Below are 19,429 nucleotides of genomic sequence, written 5' to 3' on the forward strand. Positions count from 1 at the left end.
ATGAACCGCACCGAGATCGAAGGGTTCTGGGCCGACTGGCTCAGCCTTAACCGTAAAGCAGAGGTTGAGGGTGACTGGGCGCCGCTGGCCGACGCATACGCCGAGGACGCGACGTACGGCTGGATGTACACCCCCGACGAGCACTTCATGGCCCTGGGCCGCGAGCAGATCCGGGAGTGGGCGCTCGGCACGGAGATGGCCGGCCTCGAGGGGTGGCACTACGACTACCAGGCGACGGTCATCGACGACGTCAACGCGATGGTGATCGGTTTCTGGCGCCAGCGCGCCGGGATCGTCGACGACGCGACGGGGGAGGAGTACGAGATCCTCGGGATCGGCGGCTCCTGGTTCGGGGTCGCGCCGCGGCCCGACGGTGGCGGGCTGGAGTTCGCCTGGCAACGGGACTGGTTCGACCTCGGCTCCACCGCGACGACCTTCCTCGACATCGTCAAGGCGAAGAAGGCGACCGCGGGGCTGCTGGAGCGGATGTCGCTCAACGGGATCGAGCAGCCCGGCCACTACCGCCTCGCCGACCTGCCCTCGACCGTCTGGCCGCCGCCCGTCGCGGCCGGTCACTTCGTCACCCAGGAGCCCGTATGACGACCAGGAACCCCACCAACCCGCCCGCCCAGCAGCTGGTCGACGGCAAGCTCGGCGCGGCCAGCAACGGCGAGACGTACGCCATCCTCAACCCGGCCACCGGAGCCGAGATCGGGCGCGCACCCGACTCGACGGCCGAGGACGTGGACGCGGCCATCGCCGCCGCGCGCAAGGCCTTCGACGAGACCGACTGGTCGACCGACGTGGCCTTCCGGGTCCGGTGCCTGCGCCAGCTCCATCAGGCGATCCTCGACAACGCCGAGGCGCTGCGCGAGCTGACCACCGCGGAGGTCGGGGCGCCTGCTTTCCTGGTGGCCGGGCCGCAGTTCGACACCCCGGTCGAGACGCTGGCCTGGACCATCGACCTGGCCGAGTCCTACGAGTGGGAGCGGGACCTCGGCGTCGGGGTCACGTTGGGCATCTCCTCGCGCCGCACGGTGCGCAAGGAGGCCGTCGGCGTCGTCGCGGCGATCACGCCGTGGAACTTCCCCAACCAGATCAACCTCGCGAAGATCGGGCCGGCGCTGGCCGCGGGCAACACGGTCGTCCTCAAGCCCGCTCCCGACACCCCGTGGCTCGCCGCGGAGCTCGGACGCCTGGCCGCCGAGCACACCGACCTTCCGCCCGGGGTGTTCAACGTCGTCACCCCGCGCGACAACCGCGTGGCCGCGATGCTGGCCGAGGACCCGCGGGTCGACCTGGTCTCCTTCACCGGTTCGACGGCCACCGGCCGGGCGATCATGGCGGCCGCGGCACCCAGCCTGAAGAAGGTCTTCCTCGAGCTCGGCGGCAAGTCCGCGGCGATCGTCCTCGACGACGCCGATGTCGCCTCAGCCGCCTCGATGGCGGCCTTCTCGGTGGCTGTACACGCAGGTCAGGGCTGTGCTCTGACCACCCGACTGCTGGTGCCTCGCGCGTCCTACGACGCAGCTGTCGAGGCGGCCGCGGCGACGATGGCCTCGCTCGGTGCGGGCGACCCGGCCGATGCCGGCACGATCTGCGGCCCGGTGATCTCGGCGGTCCAGCGCGACCGGATCCTCGGCTACCTCGCGCTCGCGCAGGAGGAGGGTGGTCGCTTCGCCACCGGCGGGGCCGTCGCGGTCCGGTCGGGCGATCTGGCGGACGGCTTCTGGATCGAGCCCACCGTCGTCGCCGGCCTCGACAACACCGCCCGCGTCGCCCGCGAGGAGATCTTCGGCCCCGTGCTCACGGTCATCGCCCACGACGGCGACGACGATGCCGTACGCATCGCCAACGACTCGCCCTACGGCCTCTCCGGCTCGGTCGAGTCCGGATCGCTGGAGCGGGCCAAGTCGGTGGCTGCCCGGATCCGCACCGGCACCATCGGCGTCAACGGCGGCCAGTGGTTCGGCCCCGACGCACCCTTCGGCGGCTACAAGCAGTCCGGCCTCGGCCGGGAGATGGGCGTCGAGGGCTTCGAGGAGTACCTCAAGACCAAGCTGATCGCGGAGCCCGCATGAACGGAACCGTGTTGGTCTCGACACGGGCTCGCTGGCGCTCGCCCGGCTCGACCAGCGGAGCCGCTGGCCGAGCCGGCGGAGCCGTTAGGCGGAGGCGTGTCGAGACCAACACAGTCGTGAGCAGACCAGATCGAGAGGTAGCACCATGAGGTTCGAGGACAAGGTCGTCGTCGTCACGGGGGCGGCGCAGGGGATCGGCGAGGCGTACGCGAAGGGGCTGGCCGCCGAGGGGGCTGCCGTCGTCGTCGCCGATCTGAACGAGGAGAAGGGCCAGCAGGTCGCCAAGGAGATCGAGGCTTCCGGGGGCGTCGCCAGGTTCGTACGCTGCGACGTCTCCGACCACGCGTCGGCCGCGGCGCTGGTGGCCGAGACGACCGAGGCGTACGGCGGGATCGACGGGCTGGTCAACAACGCCGCGATCTACGGCGACATGGCCTTCGACCTGCTGATCACCGTCGACTGGGACTACTACGAGAAGTTCATGAGCGTGAACCTCGACGGGGCCCTGGTGATGACCCGCGCCGTCTACCCGGCGATGCAGAAGCGGGGCGGCGGGGCGATCGTCAACCAGTCCTCCACCGCCGCCTACCTCTACTCCGGCTTCTACGGGCTGGCCAAGGTCGGCATCAACGGGCTGACCCAACAGCTCGCTCACGAGCTCGGCGGGATGAACATCCGGGTCAACGCGATCGCGCCGGGGCCGACCGACACCGAGGCGACCCGCACCCAGGCCGGCGACGCGGCCAAGGAGATGACGAAGCAGATGGCGATCAAGCGCCTCGGAACCACCGAGGACATGGTCGGAACCGCGAAGTTCCTCCTCTCCGAGGAGTCCTCGTGGATCTCGGGCCAGATCATCGCCGTCGACGGCGGCGGGACCTTCCGGCTGTGAGCACCGTGACCGGAACCCGGGCGGGGTTCGTGGGGCTCGGCAACATCGGCAGGCCGATGGCGCTCCAGCTGGCGGGCACGGACGGGATCGAGCTGTGGGTCCACGACATCGCCCCCGAGCCTGTGGCCGAGCTCGGCGCCGCCGGGGCCAAGAGCGCGGCCTCGGTCGCCGAGCTGGCCTCGGCCGTCGACGTGCTGAGCGTGATGGTGCGCGACGACGACCAGGTCCGCCAGGTGCTCACCGAGGTGTTCACCGCCGTCGGCGACCGCCCGAAGGGAGAGCCGCTCACGGTCCTGGTGCACTCCACGGTCGCCCCGGACACCCCGGCCGAGCTCGCGGCGACCGCTGAGCCACACGGGGTCGAGGTGCTCGACGCGCCTGTCTCCGGCGGCCCGATGGGAGCTGCTGAGGGCACGCTGGCCATCCTCGTGGGTGGCACCCCCGAGGGGTACGCGGCGGCCTCCCCGGTCCTGACCGCGATGGGCTCCAAGGTGGTCCATGCTGGCCCGGTCGGCGCCGGCACCAGGCTCAAGCTGGCCCGCAACCTGCTCCACTTCGCCTCCTTCACCGCCGCCACCGAGGCCCAGCGCCTCGCCGAGGCGGCCGGGCTCGACCTGGTGGCGCTCGGCGAGGTCGTACGCCACACCGACGCGATCACCGGTGGACCGGGCGCGATCATGCACCGCGACACCGCCGCGCCGATCGAGAGGACCGACTTCTGGCACGGCGTCTTCGCTCACGTGGTCGCGCTGGGGGAGAAGGACCTCGGCTTCGCGATCGAGCTCGCCGACGAGCTCGGCGTCGAGGTGCCGCTCGCCCGGCTCGCGCTGGAACGGCTTGCACCCGGGCTGGGCGTGTCCGGGCCAGGCATGTCCGGGCCCGGCCCGCAGGAGGGCGACAGGTTCGCCGACCTCCCGGAGCCGCGCGCGAGGGGCCTGCGCAAGATGGAGGAGGTCTATGGCTTCGACATGGCCAACGGCGAGGGGGACTTCTTCCGCTACACCGCCGACCACCTCTTCGGCGACATCTGGCAGCGCCCCGGTCTGACCACGCGCGACCGCCGGCTGCTGCTGATCGGGTTGCTCGCCGGCAAGGGCGCGGCGGACGTGCTCGGGATCCAGATCCCCGCGGCGTACGCCAACGGCGAGCTCTCCGAGGACGAGCTTCGGGAGATCGTTGTCTTCCTGAGTCACTACGCGGGGTGGCCCGATGGTGCCAGGATGAACACGGTCGTCGAGGAGACCATCGGGCGTGCCCAGCGGGCTGCCGCGAAGAAGAGCGCCGCCGAGGAGGCCTAGCCGCAATGACGTACGTCATCACCCAGTCCTGCTGCAACGACGCCTCCTGCGTGGAGGTCTGCCCGGTCGACTGCATCCACCCGGGACCCGACGAGCCGGGCTTCGGTGCCGCCGAGATGCTCTACATCCATCCCGACGAGTGCATCGACTGCGGTGCCTGCGAGGACGCGTGTCCGGTCAACGCCATCTTCCCCGACTACGAGGTCCCGGACGCCTTCGCGCCCTACGTCGACATCAACGCGGCCTTCTTCGAGTTCACCGGCGAGCAGGAGGAGCCCGCGCCGCTGCCGACGCAAGGGGCGAAGATCCCCGGCGGCCCGCTGAAGGTGGCCGTGGTCGGCGCCGGCCCGGCCGGGTGGTACGTCGCCCAAGAGCTGGCCACCACCCGCCGCTGCGACGTCGAGATCACCGTCATCGACCGCCTCGCGACGCCCTACGGTCTGGTCCGCTACGGCGTCGCGCCCGACCACCTCGACACCAAGGAGGTCGCCACGGACTTCGCGAAGACGGCCCGCCACCGCCGGGTGCGCACGCGCTACAACGTCGAGATCGGACGCGACGTCACCCACGAGGAGCTGCTCGGCGCTCATCACGCGGTCGTCTACACCACCGGCGCCGGCGAGGGCCGCAGCCTCGGCCTGCCGGGGGAGGAGCTGCCGGGCTCGACGTCGGCGGCCGAGCTCGTCGGCTGGTACAACGGCCATCCCGACCGTGCTGCGCTCACCTTCCCGCTCGCCCACGAGCGCGCCGTCGTCATCGGCAACGGCAACGTCGCCCTCGACCTGGCCAGGCTGCTGCTGGCCGACGAGGCGGCGCTGAAGGCCTCCGACCTGGCACCGGTCGCACTCTCGGCCCTGGCCGCCAGCGGCATCCGAGAGGTCGTGGTCACCGCCCGTCGCGGCGCCGAGCACGCCGCCTTCACCAGCCCCGAGCTCCGGGCGCTGGCCGAGGACCCGAGTCTCGACGTCGTCGTCGACGAGGCGGACCTGACCGCGCTGCCGACCGAGGCGGACATGACCGAACGCAGTGCCGCCACCTTCGCGGCGCTCCAGAAGGCCGACCTGCTGCGCGAGCTGGCCGCCCGGCCGCGTACGGGCGCCGCGAAGCGGCTGGTCCTCCGCTTCGGGCTCACGCCCACCGAGATCCTCGGCGCGGAGACCGTGACCGGGGTGCGCTTCGACCCTTCGACAAGCTCAGGACACCGCGCCGGTGAGGAGATCGAGGCCGGGCTGGTCGTCCGTGCCACCGGCTACCGCTCCGCGGGTGTCGCCGGCGTCCCGAGCGAGGAGGGCACCGGCCGGTTCCCCCACGAGGCCGGCCGGGTCAGGGGGGCCGAAGGCACCTACACCGCGGGCTGGGCGAAGCGCGGTCCCAGCGGAGTGATCGGCACCAACCGGGCCTGCGCCGCCGAGACCGTACGCACCCTCCTGGACGACTACGCCGCCGGCTCGCTCACCGCCCCTGCCGGACGCTCCCTCGACGACCTCCTGGCCGAACGCGGCGTGGTCGTCGTCGACCAGACCGGCTGGAACACTCTCGATACCCACGAGTGCGAGTCCGGCAAGGAGATCGGCCGGCCGCGGGTGAAGGTGACCGACCGGGAGGAGCAGGTGCGGATCGCGGCACTCGCCCGCGTTTGACCGTGCCCGTTGGGGATGTCTGCAAGAGTGGGTGAAAACCGATTCCTCGGGGGAAAGGCACTCCATGTCAGACAGCGAATACAAGGACTGGAACCAGTCGATCATCGACGAGTTCCGCTCGAACGACGGCAACGTGACCTCGGTGCCGTTCGGGCGCGGGCTCGTGCTCGTTCACCACACCGGTGCCAAGACCGGTAAGGAGCGGGTCTCGCCGGTGGCCAACCTCCATCCCGACGCCGACACCTGGCTGATCGCCGCCTCCAAGGCCGGCGCGCCCGAGAACCCGGCGTGGTACCACAACCTCCTGGCCCACCCGGAGACCAAGATCGAGACCCCCGACGAGGGCGTCGTCGAGGTCGAGGTCAGCGAGCTGAAGGGCGCGGAGCGCGACGCGGCCTGGGAGCGGTTCAAGGCGATGAGCCCCGGGTTCGGCGACTACGAGGCCAAGACAGACCGGGTGATCCCGGTCCTCGCGCTGCGCCGCCGCTGAGCTGAGGCTCAGACCGGGGTGATCGGCAGCGACCGGCGCGGCTCGAAGGCGAAGTCAGCGCCGGTGCTGAACCGCACCACCGCGACCTCGGAGGCTTCCGGGGCGGGCTCGGCGCGGCGTACGACCTCCACCCGCCAGCCCTCCCCGAGCCCGCTCACCTCGACGTCGAGGTGAGGGTCGAGGGCCTGCACCGCGACCTGGAGCGGAACGAACCATTCCGGCCCGATCAGGGAGACCCAGGCGCCGTCCTCGTCGGCAGGTGAGGGCCGGACGACCAGGGCGTCGGTGCCGACCTCCGTCGAGACGTACGCAGCCGGGTTGAGCATCGGGTGGAGCGCGAGCAGGCGCAGCGCGCCCTTCGTGTCCGGTGGCAGCGAGAGGGCCCGGGCAAGGCGGGCACCGGCGATGCCGGCGACCCCGACCAGCTGCTTGCGGCGGATGTCGAGGAGCTGCTCGGGCGAGGTCACCCGTGACTCCAGCGCGAGGGTGAATCCGCGGTCGAGCAGCGCCATCTGCAGGCAGACCTCGTCGGCGATGCGCATCAGTGCGGAGTGGGAGAACGCAGCCAGATCGAGGTCGGAGACCAGCGGCCCGGCGTAGTCGGCCGCGCCGTCCTCGGCGGGATCGATCGGGGCGAGCTCGAGCCCCGCGGCTCGGGAGCGCTCGTTGAGCGTCAGCTCCGGGATCGCCACGGCCTCGGGATGGGCGTCGTCGATGCTCACCGTCCAGCGGCAGTGGGGCGTCCGGTCGGCCGGCGTGCGCGGCGGCCGGTGGACCGGACGCACCTGGGCGCGGGGATGGGTCGCGATGGCCGTGGCATCGAAGGTGGGGTCCTCGATGTCGTGGCACATTCCGCGGACGTACTCCTCGCCCATCGGCTCCACGTCCATCAGCGCACCGCAGTGGTCGAGGTGGAACTCGCCGTGCCGCGCGTCGTGGACGGTGTAGCGGAAGTCCATGAACTGCGGCGGCGCGCCGATGTCGAGCTGGAGGCCCTTGAAGATGGTCGGGACGTCACCCTGCCCGGCAACTGCGGGCGCGTAGCCCAGTGCGGTCTGCATCCGCCGGGCGTAGATCGGCGAGGCGGCGGCCCACTCCACGATCGCGATCCGGAGCATCTCCTCGCGCCCGAAGGCGGAGATGCACCACGCCATCCCGGAGCGGTCGATCAGCTGGCCGATCAGGAGGAGCTCGCGGACGACGTCGGCGAGCTCCTCGCGGGTCAGCTCGGCATAGTGGGAGATCAACGGATGCGAAGCTTCCGCATCCACCGCAACGACATCTGCATCTGCTTCGCGTAGTCGTCGAAGGTCTGCTTGCCCTGCGGCCCCATGACCTGCTTCTTCAGGGTCGCGACGTTCTGGGTCTCGGTGTACTTCAGCAGGCCCTGGTCGCCGTGACGGGCACCGACACCGGACTGCTTCATGCCGCCCGACGGGGTCGACTTCGAGGCGTACGCGGTGGCCAGGCCGTCGTTGATGTTGACGTTGCCCGACTCGATCCGCGCCGCGATCGCCTGCGCGCGCTTGAAGTTCGTGGTCCATACCGAGGCGTTGAGCCCGTACTCGGTGTCGTTGGCCAGCTCGATCGCCTCCTCGAGCGTCGAGTAGCGGTGCAGCGAGACGACCGGCCCGAACGTCTCGGTCACCCCGTGCAGCATCTCCTTCGTGGTGCCCTCCAGGATGGTCGGCTCGAAGAAGGTCGGCCCGATGTCGGGACGCGCCTTGCCGCCGGTCAGCACGGTGGCGCCCTTGCCCACCGCGTCATCCACGTGCGACTGCACCCGCGCCAGGTGGTCGGGGGAGACCAGCGCCCCGAGGTCGGGACCAAAGGCGTACGCCGCCTCGATCCGCATCCCCTCGACGGCGGCCACGAACTTGTCGCGGAACTCGTCGTACATCGCCTCGGGGATGTAGATCCGCTCGATGTGCATGCAGATCTGGCCGGTGTTGCCGAAGACGGCGAACATCGAGCCGCCGACGGTCTCGTCGATGTCGGCGTCGTCCAGGACGATCATCGGGTTCTTGCCGCCGAGCTCGAGGCAGGCGCCGATCAGGTTGCGGCCCGCCTGCTCGCCGATCACCCGCCCGGTCGCGGTCGAGCCGGTGAACATCGCGTAGTCGACGTTGTCCAGCATCGTCGGGCCCACGTCCGGGCCCTCGCCGCAGACCACCTGGAACAGGCCCTTCGGCAGGCCTGCCTCCTCGAGCAGCGAGATCCCGAACAGCGGCGAGAGCGCCGTCTTGTTGTCGGGCTTGAGCAGCACCGCGTTGCCGGCCATGAGCGCCGGGATCGCGTCGGAGAGGCCGGTCGCGAACGGGAAGTTCCACGGCGCGATGATCCCGATCAGACCGCGCGGCGGGTGGCGCTCGATCGAGCTCGACAGCACCGGCATCACGCCCGGGCGCTTCTTGTCCTTGAGCAGCTTCGGCGCCCGCTTGAGGTAGTGCGAGATCACCATCGCCGGGTCGCAGACCTCCTCGAACGCGATCCGGCGGGCCTTGCCGGACTCGGCCTGGATGAGGTCGGCGATCTTGTGCTGGTTCTGCAGGATCAGCTCGTGGGCGCGTCTGAAGACGGCCAGACGCTGCGGGAGCGGGGTCGCCGCCCACTCGCGCTGCGCCGCCCGTCCGGCGGCCGCGGCCCGCTCCACGTCCTCCGGCGAGGACTGCGGCAGCGCCACCAGCACCTCACCGGTGTAGACCTCGGTCAGCTTCCAGGACGCACCCGTCGAGGACGGGACCCGGGAGACCAGCTCGCTCAGCAGCTCCTCGGTGATCCAGTCGGGGCGGCGCGCGCCTGCTGTCTTCGCGGTGTCAGTGCTCATGTCTGATTCCGATCAGCTGTCGAGGATGAAGGTCGCGCAACGGTCGCCGATCATGACGGCCGGAGCGTTGGTGTTGCCGCCGATGATCGACGGCATGATCGAGGCGTCGGCGACACGGAGGCCGTCGATGCCGCGTACGCGGAGCTGAGGGTCGACCACGGCACGCTCGTCTGTGCCCATCCGGCAGGAGCCGACCCCGTGGTAGATCGAGGTGGCCCGGTTGGTGACCTCGTCCTTCATGGCTTCGGCGTCGATCGCCCTGCCGGGGTGGATCTCCGACTTGACCTGGTCGCCGAAGGCGGGGGAGGCCATGATCTCGCGGATCATCTCGACGCCCTCGAGCAGGACGCGCTTGTCGTCGGGCTCGGCGAGGTAGTTGAAGTCGATCAGCGGCTCCGTGGTCGGGTCCGCGCTGCGCAGCCGCAGCGTCCCGCGCGAGCGCGGGTAGATCAGCGACGACATCACCGTCAGCGCGGCCCGCGGGTCGACGTCGTGGCGGATCGGCGCGTCCTGGTTGGGGGAGGGGTAGGCCCAGGGGAGGACGTGCAGCTGCAGGTCGGGTACGTCGGTGGCCAGCGAGGTGCGTACGAAGCCGACGGTCTCGAAGACGGTGTGACCGAGGATCGACTTCCCGACGGTCTGCTCCTTGAGGACCGCCTTGCCGAAGTAGCCGGCGGTGCCGTGGTGCAGCGCGGTCGGCATCTCCCAGGTGGTCGGCACGAACATGTGGTCGTGCAGGTTGTCGCCGACCGGCAGGTCGTGGATCGCGGTGATCCCGTGCTCGGCCAGGTGGGCGGAATGACCGATTCCGGAGAGCATCAGCAGCTGCGCGGAGCCGAAGACGCCCGCGGAGACGATGACCTCCCGGGTCGCCGAGATCGTCTGCGGCCCCTGCTTCGTGAGGATCTCGACGCCCTTCGCGCGCCCGTTCTCGAGCACGATCCTCGAGACGTGCACACGGGTGAGCGTGGTCAGGCTCGGCAGCTGCTGGTCGTGGAGGTAGCCCCGCGAGGCCGAGTAGCGCAGCCCGTCGATCGCGCTCTGCTGGAACGTCGAGACGCCCTCCTGCTCGGCGCCGTTGTAGTCGTCGAGCACCTTCACGTCGAGGGTCTCGGCGGCAGCCCGCTGGAAGGACAGCGACGCCTCGGTCGGCCGCGGGTGCTTCATGACCTTGATCGGCCCGCCCGTGCCGCGGTAGTCGGAGCCGCCGCCCTCGTAGTCCTCGACCCGCCGGTACGCCTCGTTGACCGAGTCCGCGTCCCAGCCCGTGTTGCCCTCGGCCGCCCAGGCGTCGTAGTTGGCCCGGTTGCCCCGGACCCAGAGCAGGCCGTTGATGGAGGAGGAGCCGCCCAGCACCTTCCCGCGCGGCTGGGGGAGCTGGCGGTTGCGGGCGTGCTGCTGGGGGACCGTGTGGTAACCCCAGTCGACGAGCTTCTTCAGCCGTGGCTCGGCGTGCAGGGGGCCGATCATGCCCGGCTTGGTGACCAGGTAGTTGCGCTTGTCGTTCTTGCCCGCCTCGAGGAGGATGACCGACTTGCCGGCCGCGGCCAGGCGGCCGGCGACGGCACAGCCGGCCGAGCCGGCGCCGACGACGACGTACTCGGCCTCGGTGATCTTGGACGTCGGCACGATCAGATCCTCTCGATGATCGTCGCGGTGGCCTGCGCGCCGCCGGCGCACATGGAGACCAGCGCGGTGCTGGCGTCGCGGCGCTCGAGCTCGTGCAGCGCCGCGGTGAGCAGGCGGGTGCCGGTCGAGCCGACCGGGTGGCCGAGCGCGATGGCGCCGCCGTTGACGTTGATCTTCTCCTCGGGGACCTGGTGCACCTTGGCCCAGGACATGACCACGCCGGCGAAGGCCTCGTTGACCTCGGCGATGTCGATGTCGCCGATCGTCATCCCGGTGTCCTTCAGCGCCTTCTCGGTCGCCTGGACGGGGCCGTCGAGGTGGTAGTACGGGTCGGAGCCGACGAGGTTGGACGTCACGATCCGAGCCCGAGGCTTCAGCCCCAAGGAGGAGGCGACGGCGGAGTCCATGAGCAGCAGCGCCGAGGCGCCGTCGGAGATCTGCGAAGAGGTGCCGGCGGTGTGCGTGCCGCCCTCGAGCACGGGGCTGAGGCCGGCCAGCTTGTCCAGCGAGGTGTCGCGGATGCCCTGGTCCTCGGTGACGGTGCGTACCTCGCCGGTGGGGTTGCCCTCGTCGTCGAGCATGGGGGCCTCGACGGCGAAGATCTGGCTCTTGAAGTGGCCGGCGTCGCGCGCCTGGCGCGCCTTGACCTGCGACCAGAGCCCGAACTCGTCGACCTCGTTGCGGGAGAAGCCGCGGTTCTTCACGATCCGGTCGGCGCCCTCGAACTGGTTGGGCAGATCGATGTTCCAGTCTGCGGGACGCGGATCGCCGGCGCCCTTGGGCACGTTGGCCCCGAGCGGGATGCGTGACATCGACTCGATGCCGCAGGCGATGCCGACCTTGATCTGGTCGGAGGCGATCATCGCGTTGATCAGGTGCGTGGCCTGCTGGGCCGAGGAGCACTGGGCGTCGATGACCGTGGACCCGGTGTGGATCGGCAGCCCGGCGTGGAGCCAGGCGCGGCGGACCATGTTGTTGGACTGCTCGCCCGCCTGGGAGACGCAGCCGCCGATGACCTGATCCACCAGGTCAGGGTCGAGACCGGCGCGCTTGAGCACCTCGACCTGGGCGGCACCCAGCAGGACGCCTGGGTGCAGGCCGGCCAGCCAGCCCTTGCGCTTGCCGATGGGGGTACGGACGGCTTCGACGATGACGGGCGTGCCCATGGAACCTCGCTCTTCGGGGGTATCGACAAGTCGCTGGTGCGCGGCCGCGCACCGCCACGCCTGATGACGTGACACCGGTTACACTCGATTGTCCCAAAGTAGAACGTGTTCTCGTTTGGCGCAACCCTTGTGCGAAGAGCCTTGTGTGATGGCGAGCACTGTGTGACGATAAACTAGAACGTGTTACAGAAATGACCTCGAAGGAGCACACCCGTGACCGCTCTCCCCGTGGATTTCGATCCGACCGATCCCGTGCTCAACGAGGAGCGCGTCCCGCTCCAGGAGTTCATGGAGCTGCGACGTACGGCTCCGGTCTTCTGGATCGAGCAGAAGCCCGAGGCGCGAGCCGGGTTCCTCGACACCGGCTTCTGGGCGGTCAGCAAGCACGAGGACATCCTCGCCGTCTCCAAGGACAGCGAGAACTTCAGCACCAACGAGAACGGCGTCATCATCCGGTTCGCGCCGGACATGACCCGCGAGCAGGTCGAGCTGCAGCGCGCGATGCTGATCCACCACGACGCGCCCGACCACACCAAGCTGCGCCAGATCATCAGCCGCGGATTCACCCCGCGCGCGATCAACGCCCTCAAGGAGCGCCTGATCGAGCGGGCCAACGGCATCATCGATGACGCGCTCGCCAAGGGTGAGGGCGACTTCGTCTCCGAGGTCGCCGCAGAGCTCCCGCTCCAGGCCATCGCCGAGCTGCTCGGCGTCCCGCAGGAGGACCGCCGCAAGCTCTTCGACTGGTCCAACCAGATGCTCGCCTACGACGACCCGGACTACGACGCCGACCCCGAGGCCGCCTCGATCGAGATCCTGACGTACGCCATGATGCTGGCGGCCGAGCGCAAGGCCGACCCCAAGGACGACATCATCTCCAAGCTCGTCAACGCGGAGATGGAGGGCGGCGCGCTGGGCGATGACGAGTTCGGCTTCTTCGTCATCCTGCTCGCGGTCGCCGGCAACGAGACCACCCGCAACGCGATCTCCCACGGCATGCAGGCCTTCTTCGAGAACCCCGACCAGTGGGAGCTGTGGAAGAAGGAGCGGCCGCACACGATGGTCGACGAGGTGATCCGCTGGGCGACCCCGGTGACCGTCTTCCACCGCACCGCGATCAACGACGTGGAGGTCGGCGGCCAGTTGGTCAAGGCCGGACAGCGCGTCGGTCTCTACTACGCCTCCGGGAACCACGACGAGGACGTCTTCGACGACCCCGACACCTTCGACATCACCCGCGAGCACAACCCCCACCTCGCCTTCGGCGGCCACGGCGCCCACTACTGCATCGGCGCCAACCTGGCCCGGATGGAGGTACGGATCATGTTCGACGTGATCGCCGACCGGATGCCCGACCTGAAGCCCAACGGCGCCCCGCGCCGCCTGCGTCACGCCTGGATCAACGGCATCAAGGAGCTCCCGGTCACCTACGCCTGACCGGGAACCACGACATTGGAGAAGTGGGGCCGGCGGAACGGATAGCTCCCCGGCACCCACTCCTTCAGTGCTTCATAGACCACCTCGTAGAGCCCCTGCTCATAGGCCTCGGTGGTCACCCACCAGCTGACATCGACGTCGTACGCCGCCAGCTCCTCGCTCAGCTCCTGCCGGATGCCCAGCGGGTAGAGATAGGCGCACCCGACGTAGCCGAGCGCCGAGGTCTCCAGGACGTAGGAGAACGACTTGTTCTCCTTCCACTCGCCCTCGTGCCAGACCAGGTCGATGTAGTCCTCCTCCTCCGACGTCGGACCCGTCGGCCAGCCGCCGCCCCGGGTCGCGTTGATGAGGTCGCGATCCTCGTTGATCGCTCGGACGTCATCGGCCAGGCACTCGCGCGTCAGCGGCCGTGCGGTCAGGTCGCCGTGGGTGAGCACCCGCGGCGCCTCGAACCCGTCGGGGACGGCCAGCAGCCTGCTCAGTCCTGCGTAGCTCATGCCCGAAGGCTACGGTCAGCGACGAAGGTCGAGCATCCCGGCGTACGCGGCCAGCAGCCGCTCCTTCGGGTATTCGTCGGGCTTCGCCAGAAGCAGCCGGGCGAACTCCTGCGCCAGTGTGATGAGCGAGTGCGCGACCACCTCGACGTCGAGCTCGGTCTCGGGCCCGAGGTTGGTGCGGAGTACGTCGGAGACGAACCCTCGCAGCACGACCAAGGTGCTCTCGATGCGTTCGCGAACCGCGGGCGGAGCGCCATCGGCCAGGCCGAGCACCGGACCCCAGGTCTCCGGATCTTCCTGGACGGCCTGAAGGAGTCCGTCGGCCGCCTCGAGCAGCCAGCGGTCGAGCTCGACAGGGACCCCGCCGGCGGGAATCAGCGCCAGCGCCGCGTCCGTGGCGCGCTGCTGGGTGCGGTCGAGCAGAGCGTGGAGAAGAGGGTCGATCCCGCCGTACGCGTCATAGACGACCGGTCGGGTCACGCCTGCCTCGGCGGCGATCGCGCTGATGGTGAGCTGGCCGTAGCCGTCCCGGGCGAGCACGCGCAGCGCCGCATCGAGGAGCTCCTCCCGGCGCTCCTCGAGGGGCATCCGGGCGGCGTAGCGCCGTCGGGCGGCAGGTCGGTCGGTCGGCATCAGTTCCGAAGGGTACGGGCTCGCGGACGAGCGGACGAGGGGGGTGACACGGGCCACACAGTGTGCGAATCTACACCCGTGTAGTAATTGGCGGTAGCTGCTGACGAGGAGGAGTTCCGGGTGACTGCGACCTTGCCCGAACGGCTTGCCACCGGAGCCTGGCGCCGCACGGCCGACGGGCTCCGGACGGTGGGTGAGACGATCGCCCTTGGCGCTGAGGCATGTTCCTACGCCGTCGTCGACATCCTCACCGGCCGGTTCGACTGGGCCCAAGCGGCAGACCAGGCCTGGTTCATGGCCCGGGTCTCGTTGCTGCCGACGATCCTGGTCGCGATCCCGTTCGGGGTGGTGACCTCCATCCAGGTCGGCGCGGTGGCCAACAGCATCGGCGCCTCCTCCTTCAACGGTGCCGTCAACGGCGTCGGGGTGCTGCGCCAGGCCGCGCCGCTGGTCACGTCGCTGATCATCGCGTGCGTGGTCGGCTCGGCGATCTGCTCCGATCTCGGGATGCGCGCGATCCGCGACGAGATCGCCGCCCTGGAGGTGATGGGCACCAACCCGGTCCAGCGGATGGTCGCGCCCAGGATCGTGGCCGCCGTCTTCCTCTCGGTGATGCTGACCGCGATCGTGGCAGTGGCCGCGATCGCGACCGGCTACGTGATGAACGTCGGGCGGGGCCTGGTCGGGGCCGGCACCTATCTGGACGCGTTCACCAACTTCAGCCAGAGCGCCGACCTGTGGCTGGCGGAGGGCAAGGCGGTGCTGTTCGGGCTGATCGGCACCACGGTGGCGGCCCACAAGGGGCTGGGCGCGACCGGCGGACCGCAGGGCGTGGCGGACGCGGTCAACCAGACCGTCGTGCTGAACGTGATCGTGCTGGCCGTGGTGAACGCGGTCGTCACCCAGGGTTACCTGGCGCTCGCTCCGGGTGGTGGTGCGTGATGGCCTCGGTCGAGACAGACGGGCCGGCGACCGGCTGGTGGAGCCCGCTGGTTCCGTTCGGCTCCTTCCTCACCTTCAGCGCCTCCGTCCTGCTGGCGGTGCCGGCCACGCTGGTGCACCACTGGCGCACCTGTCTGGAGCACTTCTCCGACATCTGCTGGGGCAGGGGTGCGATCATCGTCGGCGGCGGCACGATCGGGGTGATGGTGCTGCTCTCGGTCTCGGTCGGCACCTCGCTCGGCATCGAGGGGTTCAACGGCCTCGAGCTGGTCGGGCTGGCACCGCTGGTCGGGTTCATCTCGGCCACCGCCAACACCAGGGAGCTCGGTCCGTTGGTGGCCGCGCTGGCGCTGGGTGCTCAGGTCGGCTGCCGTTTCACCGCCCAGCTGGGGGCGATGCAGGTCAACGAGGAGGTCGACGCGCTCGAGGTGATGTCGGTGCGGCCGGTCAACTACCTGGTCGCCACCCGCCTGGTCGCCACCATGCTCGCGATCGTGCCGCTCTACGTGATCGGCCTGCTCGGCTCCTACATCGCCTCGGAGTCGACCGTGGTCATGCTCTTCGGCCAGTCGCCCGGCCAGTTCGACCACTACTTCCTGGAGTTCCTGACGATGCGCGACATCGGGTTCTCGCTGGTCAAGATCCTGATCTTCGCGGCGATCGTGGTGCTGATCCACTGCTGGTACGGCCTCTCGGTCTCGGTCGGCTCCCTCAACGTCGGCGAGGCCACCGGCCGCTCGATCCGGGCCAGCTTCGTGGTCATCGTCGTGCTCAACATGCTCCTCACTGTCGCCATGTGGGGTGGCGACCCGGGGTTCAGGATCTCCGGATGAGCCGCGTCACGAGCCCTCGGACCCTGGCCGTACGCGGCGCCGCCGGCGTGGTCGCCTGTGGCGTGCTCGCCGCCGGGATGATCGTGCTCGCCGGGCGTCCGTTCTCAGACGACGTCGCGACCCGGGCCGCCATGGTCGATGTGGGTGCCTCGCTGCGTGCCGGGTCGGACGTGAAGATGGGAGGCGTCATCATCGGCACCGTCACCGGCATCTCGCGGGCCGCCGACTCCTCGAAGGCGGCGGTCGCGATCCGGCTCGACGGCGACGCGGCCGACCGGCTCCCGGCGGACGTGGCGGCGCGGGTGCTGCCGGCGACCGTCTTCGGCACGGCGTACGTCGACCTGGTCTCGACCGGTTCCCGGTCGCAGAGGTGGGTGGGCGGCACGATCCCGCAGGACCTTCGCCAGGGCACGGTCGAGCTGCAGCAGGCGCTGGACAGCATCGACGAGCTGGTCAAGACGGTCAGCCCGGCCGACCTCAACGCCGCGCTGGCCGCAGTCGCCGGCGGCCTCGACGGCCGCGGCGACGACATCCACCGGACCCTCGAGCTCGCCGCAAAGGTGCTGGAGCAGGCCGAGGCCGACCTGCCCACGATCCGGTCCACTGCGGCCCTGCTGGCGGTCAACCTGGAGACCCTGGAGGCCTCCGCCGGCGACCTGTTCGCCGCCCTGGAGTCCGGGACCGCGACCGCGGCGACGATCGCGGCGAAGCGCGAGCAGCTGGCCGAGCTGCTCTCCGGTGGTCTCACCCTGACCGCGGACGCGCAGAGGTTCCTCGACGAGCATGGCGCCGAGCTGGTCGAGGCGATGGACCAGGCAGCGGTGGTCGCCGACGCCGTCGCCGACAACCGGGAGGACGCCGTGGTGGAGAGCTTCCGGGCCAACCGCGAGATCGGCCAGGAGGTCCCGACCGTGATCAACGACGGGCGGGCGGTGCTCGACCTGATCCTGCACCGGGTGGCGCCGCCCTACTACACCCGCGAGCGCGACTGCCCGACCTACGGCACCACGAGAGGGGAGTGCTGATGTCCGGACTGCGCGGCTCCTCGGGACGCCCCACCGCGATCTACCTCAAGCTCGGCGCCTTCACGTTCGTCGCCGGGCTCGCCTTCGCGCTCGTCCTCGGCACGCTGAAGGCGCCGGTCGCCGGCGACCTGGACACCTACACCGCCGAGTTCGCCGACGTGAACGGCCTGCACGAGGACGATGCCGTACGCATCGCGGGGGTCGGCGTCGGCAAGGTCACCGACATCACCGTCACCGCCGCCGGGAGAGCGCGGGTCGAGCTCAGCGTGTCCCGCAAGCAGCCGGTCCTGGACACCGCACGGCTCTCGGTGCGCTATCAGAACATCGCCGGGCAGCGGTTCCTCGGCATCGAGCAGACCCGAGGGTCGGGCGAGCCACTGGCCGCCGGGACGCGGATCCCGGCGAGCCGCACCAGCGCCGGGTTCGATCTGACCGAGCTGCTCAACGGGTTCCGGCCCCTCTTCGACGTACTCGATCCCGACGAGGTCAACCAGCTCGCCGCCACCATCTTGAGGGTCCTCCAGGACGAGGGCGGCAGCATCCCGGTGCTGCTGCAGCAGACCGCCGAGCTGACCAGGTTCGTGGCCACCCGCGACCAGGTCTTCGACCGGGTCCTGACCAACCTGACCCCCTTCCTGGCCGACCTGGCAGCCCAGGGGGACGAGTTCGAGACCACGGTGCGTGAGCTGGAGAAGCTGATGAAGGGCCTCGCCTCGCAGCGTGACGCGCTCGGTGCCTCCGTCGAGGAGCTGTCCGGGCTGCTGGCCACCGGCGCCGACTTCGGTACGCAGATCGAGGCCCCCGCACGCACGCTGAGCCGCAACCTGCGGATCTCGGTGACCGCCTTCGCAGCCAACCTGAGCAGCTTCGAGGGCGCTGTGGTCTCCTTCGCGCAGCTGGTCGAGACGCTGGGCAGGATCACGTCGTACCGCAATGCGCTCAACATCTACGTCTGCCGCTACGACTTCTCCGTCGACGAGCTAGTGCTGGCGCTGCCACCGACCGACGACCGCTACTCCGAGGTGTGTTCCGGATGACTCCACTGCGAACCATGGACCCGCTCAAGGTCGGGATCGTGGCCGTCGTGCTCGCCGCGCTGGCGGTGGTCTTCGTCTTCCGTGCCGGAGCCCTCGGCTTCGGCGACCGGGTCTGCGTGGCCCACTTCGAGCACACCGCGGGCCTCCGGGTCGGCGAGGACGTGACCGTGGCCGGCGCGCGGGTCGGGGAGGTGCGCTCGATCGAGCTCGGTGCCCGCGACGTGATCGTGGAGTTCACCGTCGAGGACCACATCCGGTTCGGGGCCCGCACCCGAGCCGAGATCGAGGTCGCCACGCTGCTCGGCACGCATCTGCTCGCCGTCACTCCGGCCGGTGGGGGAGAGCTGGCCGACGACACCATCGCGCTCTCGGCGACCAACGTCCCCTACAACCTCCAGGACATCGTCGACCGTGGTAGCGCCTCGCTCGACCAGCTCGATCCCGAGCTCCTCTCCGGCACCCTCGACGAGGTCGGCCGCACCATGGCGAGCTCCCAGCCGGATCTCGCCGCGGCCCTCGACGGCATCTCCGCGGTCTCCGAGGTCGTGCTCACCCGGGCCGACCAGGCCGACGCGCTGGTCAGGGCGGCCACCGACGTGACGAGCCGGCTCAACGCCAACAGCACCGAGATCGTCTCGCTGATGAAGCAGTCCAACGCCGTGATGGCTGAGCTGCAGAGCCGGCGCGAGGCGATCCGCCGGCTGCTGGCCGACGCCCAGCGGCTCACCACCACGCTGAAGCGGGTCGTCGCCGACAACCAGCAGGACCTCGACGTCGCGCTGACCAAGCTGGCCGTGGTCGTCAAGGGGCTGCGCGCGCAAGAGAAGGAGCTCAGCGCCGCGCTCGACGTCCTCGGTCCTTCGGCGCGCTACCTGGCCAACGCCACCGGGAACGGCCCCTGGGTCGACATCCGGCCCGACGACCGTGCGCTGCCCGACGGGCTGACCTGCCGGGTGAAGGGACTGTGCTGATGGCGTCGATGCTGGGCAGGCACGTGGGCAG

Annotated in this window: 18 protein-coding genes; 12 read left to right on the forward strand and 6 right to left on the reverse strand. The window is 70.1% G+C overall.

What is annotated here, in order from left to right; translation table 11 throughout:
* The 6 genes from ABZ796_RS15795 to ABZ796_RS15820 all read left to right on the forward strand — a co-directional run bounded on the left by ABZ796_RS15795 (nucleotide 1) and on the right by ABZ796_RS15820 (nucleotide 6,401).
* Nucleotides 1-600, forward strand: coding sequence for a hypothetical protein (locus ABZ796_RS15795; RefSeq protein WP_357338062.1), 600 nt, complete (start codon nucleotides 1-3; stop codon nucleotides 598-600).
* Complete coding sequence (locus ABZ796_RS15800) at nucleotides 597-2,081, forward strand: aldehyde dehydrogenase (RefSeq protein WP_357338064.1); 1,485 nt, start codon at nucleotides 597-599, stop codon at nucleotides 2,079-2,081. The genes ABZ796_RS15795 and ABZ796_RS15800 overlap by 4 nt, the downstream gene beginning before the upstream one ends.
* 145 nt (nucleotides 2,082-2,226) lie before the next feature.
* The gene (locus ABZ796_RS15805) at nucleotides 2,227-2,973 is read left to right on the forward strand and encodes an SDR family oxidoreductase (protein WP_357338065.1); all 747 of its coding nucleotides are present in this window, start codon (nucleotides 2,227-2,229) and stop codon (nucleotides 2,971-2,973) included.
* Nucleotides 2,970-4,271 carry an NAD(P)-binding domain-containing protein gene (locus ABZ796_RS15810; protein ID WP_357338067.1) on the forward strand — a complete coding sequence of 434 codons (1,302 nt, stop codon included), beginning with the start codon at nucleotides 2,970-2,972 and terminating at the stop codon, nucleotides 4,269-4,271. The genes ABZ796_RS15805 and ABZ796_RS15810 overlap by 4 nt, the downstream gene beginning before the upstream one ends.
* A 5-nt stretch (nucleotides 4,272-4,276) precedes the next feature.
* Complete coding sequence (locus tag ABZ796_RS15815) at nucleotides 4,277-5,911, forward strand: FAD-dependent oxidoreductase (protein ID WP_357338069.1); 1,635 nt, start codon at nucleotides 4,277-4,279, stop codon at nucleotides 5,909-5,911.
* Between the two features lie 64 nt (nucleotides 5,912-5,975).
* Entirely contained in the window at nucleotides 5,976-6,401 is a 426-nt protein-coding gene (locus tag ABZ796_RS15820; RefSeq protein ID WP_357338071.1) for a nitroreductase/quinone reductase family protein, read from the forward strand.
* An 8-nt stretch (nucleotides 6,402-6,409) separates the two neighbouring features.
* Here ABZ796_RS15820 and ABZ796_RS15825 read toward each other — a convergent pair whose 3' ends face one another.
* From ABZ796_RS15825 to ABZ796_RS15840, 4 genes are read right to left on the reverse strand one after another with little or no spacing between them, the layout of a single operon-like run.
* Nucleotides 6,410-7,648: a hypothetical protein gene (locus tag ABZ796_RS15825; RefSeq protein WP_357338073.1), complete on the reverse strand. Its 1,239-nt coding sequence runs from the start codon at nucleotides 7,646-7,648 to the stop codon at nucleotides 6,410-6,412.
* Nucleotides 7,645-9,228: a succinic semialdehyde dehydrogenase gene (locus ABZ796_RS15830; RefSeq protein ID WP_357338074.1), complete on the reverse strand. Its 1,584-nt coding sequence runs from the start codon at nucleotides 9,226-9,228 to the stop codon at nucleotides 7,645-7,647. Before ABZ796_RS15830 ends, ABZ796_RS15825 begins: the two co-directional genes overlap by 4 nt.
* Nucleotides 9,229-9,240: 12 nt before the next feature.
* A complete protein-coding gene (locus tag ABZ796_RS15835) occupies nucleotides 9,241-10,857 on the reverse strand; it encodes a GMC family oxidoreductase N-terminal domain-containing protein (protein ID WP_357338076.1) in 1,617 nt (538 codons plus the stop codon).
* Between the two features lie 2 nt (nucleotides 10,858-10,859).
* Entirely contained in the window at nucleotides 10,860-12,023 is a 1,164-nt protein-coding gene (locus tag ABZ796_RS15840) for a steroid 3-ketoacyl-CoA thiolase (RefSeq protein WP_357338078.1), read from the reverse strand.
* A 213-nt stretch (nucleotides 12,024-12,236) separates the two neighbouring features.
* Here ABZ796_RS15840 and ABZ796_RS15845 point away from each other — a divergent pair, with 213 nt between their 5' ends.
* Nucleotides 12,237-13,460: a cytochrome P450 gene (locus ABZ796_RS15845; RefSeq protein WP_357338080.1), complete on the forward strand. Its 1,224-nt coding sequence runs from the start codon at nucleotides 12,237-12,239 to the stop codon at nucleotides 13,458-13,460.
* Here ABZ796_RS15845 and ABZ796_RS15850 read toward each other — a convergent pair.
* Nucleotides 13,451-13,957, reverse strand: a complete 507-nt coding sequence (locus ABZ796_RS15850) for a GNAT family N-acetyltransferase (RefSeq protein WP_357338082.1) — start codon at nucleotides 13,955-13,957, stop codon at nucleotides 13,451-13,453. The genes ABZ796_RS15845 and ABZ796_RS15850 overlap by 10 nt on opposite strands.
* Before the next feature lie 15 nt (nucleotides 13,958-13,972).
* A complete protein-coding gene (locus ABZ796_RS15855; RefSeq protein ID WP_357338083.1) occupies nucleotides 13,973-14,590 on the reverse strand; it encodes a helix-turn-helix domain-containing protein in 618 nt (205 codons plus the stop codon).
* Between the two features lie 120 nt (nucleotides 14,591-14,710).
* Between ABZ796_RS15855 and ABZ796_RS15860 the strand changes: the two genes are divergently transcribed.
* From ABZ796_RS15860 to ABZ796_RS15880, 5 genes are read left to right on the forward strand one after another with little or no spacing between them, the layout of a single operon-like run.
* On the forward strand, nucleotides 14,711-15,532 hold the full coding sequence (locus tag ABZ796_RS15860; RefSeq protein ID WP_357338085.1) for an ABC transporter permease: 822 nt from the start codon (nucleotides 14,711-14,713) through the stop codon (nucleotides 15,530-15,532).
* Nucleotides 15,532-16,365 (forward strand): ABC transporter permease, encoded by an 834-nt coding sequence (locus ABZ796_RS15865; protein ID WP_357338086.1) that lies wholly within the window; start codon nucleotides 15,532-15,534, stop codon nucleotides 16,363-16,365. The genes ABZ796_RS15860 and ABZ796_RS15865 overlap by 1 nt, the downstream gene beginning before the upstream one ends.
* Nucleotides 16,362-17,390, forward strand: a complete 1,029-nt coding sequence (locus tag ABZ796_RS15870) for an MCE family protein (RefSeq protein ID WP_357338088.1) — start codon at nucleotides 16,362-16,364, stop codon at nucleotides 17,388-17,390. Before ABZ796_RS15865 ends, ABZ796_RS15870 begins: the two co-directional genes overlap by 4 nt.
* Nucleotides 17,390-18,427, forward strand: coding sequence for an MlaD family protein (locus ABZ796_RS15875; RefSeq protein ID WP_357338089.1), 1,038 nt, complete (start codon nucleotides 17,390-17,392; stop codon nucleotides 18,425-18,427). The genes ABZ796_RS15870 and ABZ796_RS15875 overlap by 1 nt, the downstream gene beginning before the upstream one ends.
* Nucleotides 18,424-19,398, forward strand: coding sequence for an MCE family protein (locus tag ABZ796_RS15880; protein WP_357338090.1), 975 nt, complete (start codon nucleotides 18,424-18,426; stop codon nucleotides 19,396-19,398). The genes ABZ796_RS15875 and ABZ796_RS15880 overlap by 4 nt, the downstream gene beginning before the upstream one ends.
* Nucleotides 19,399-19,429: the final 31 nt, after the last annotated feature.

Source organism: Nocardioides sp. NPDC047086 (assembly GCF_040643685.1).
GTDB lineage: Bacteria > Actinomycetota > Actinomycetes > Propionibacteriales > Nocardioidaceae > Nocardioides.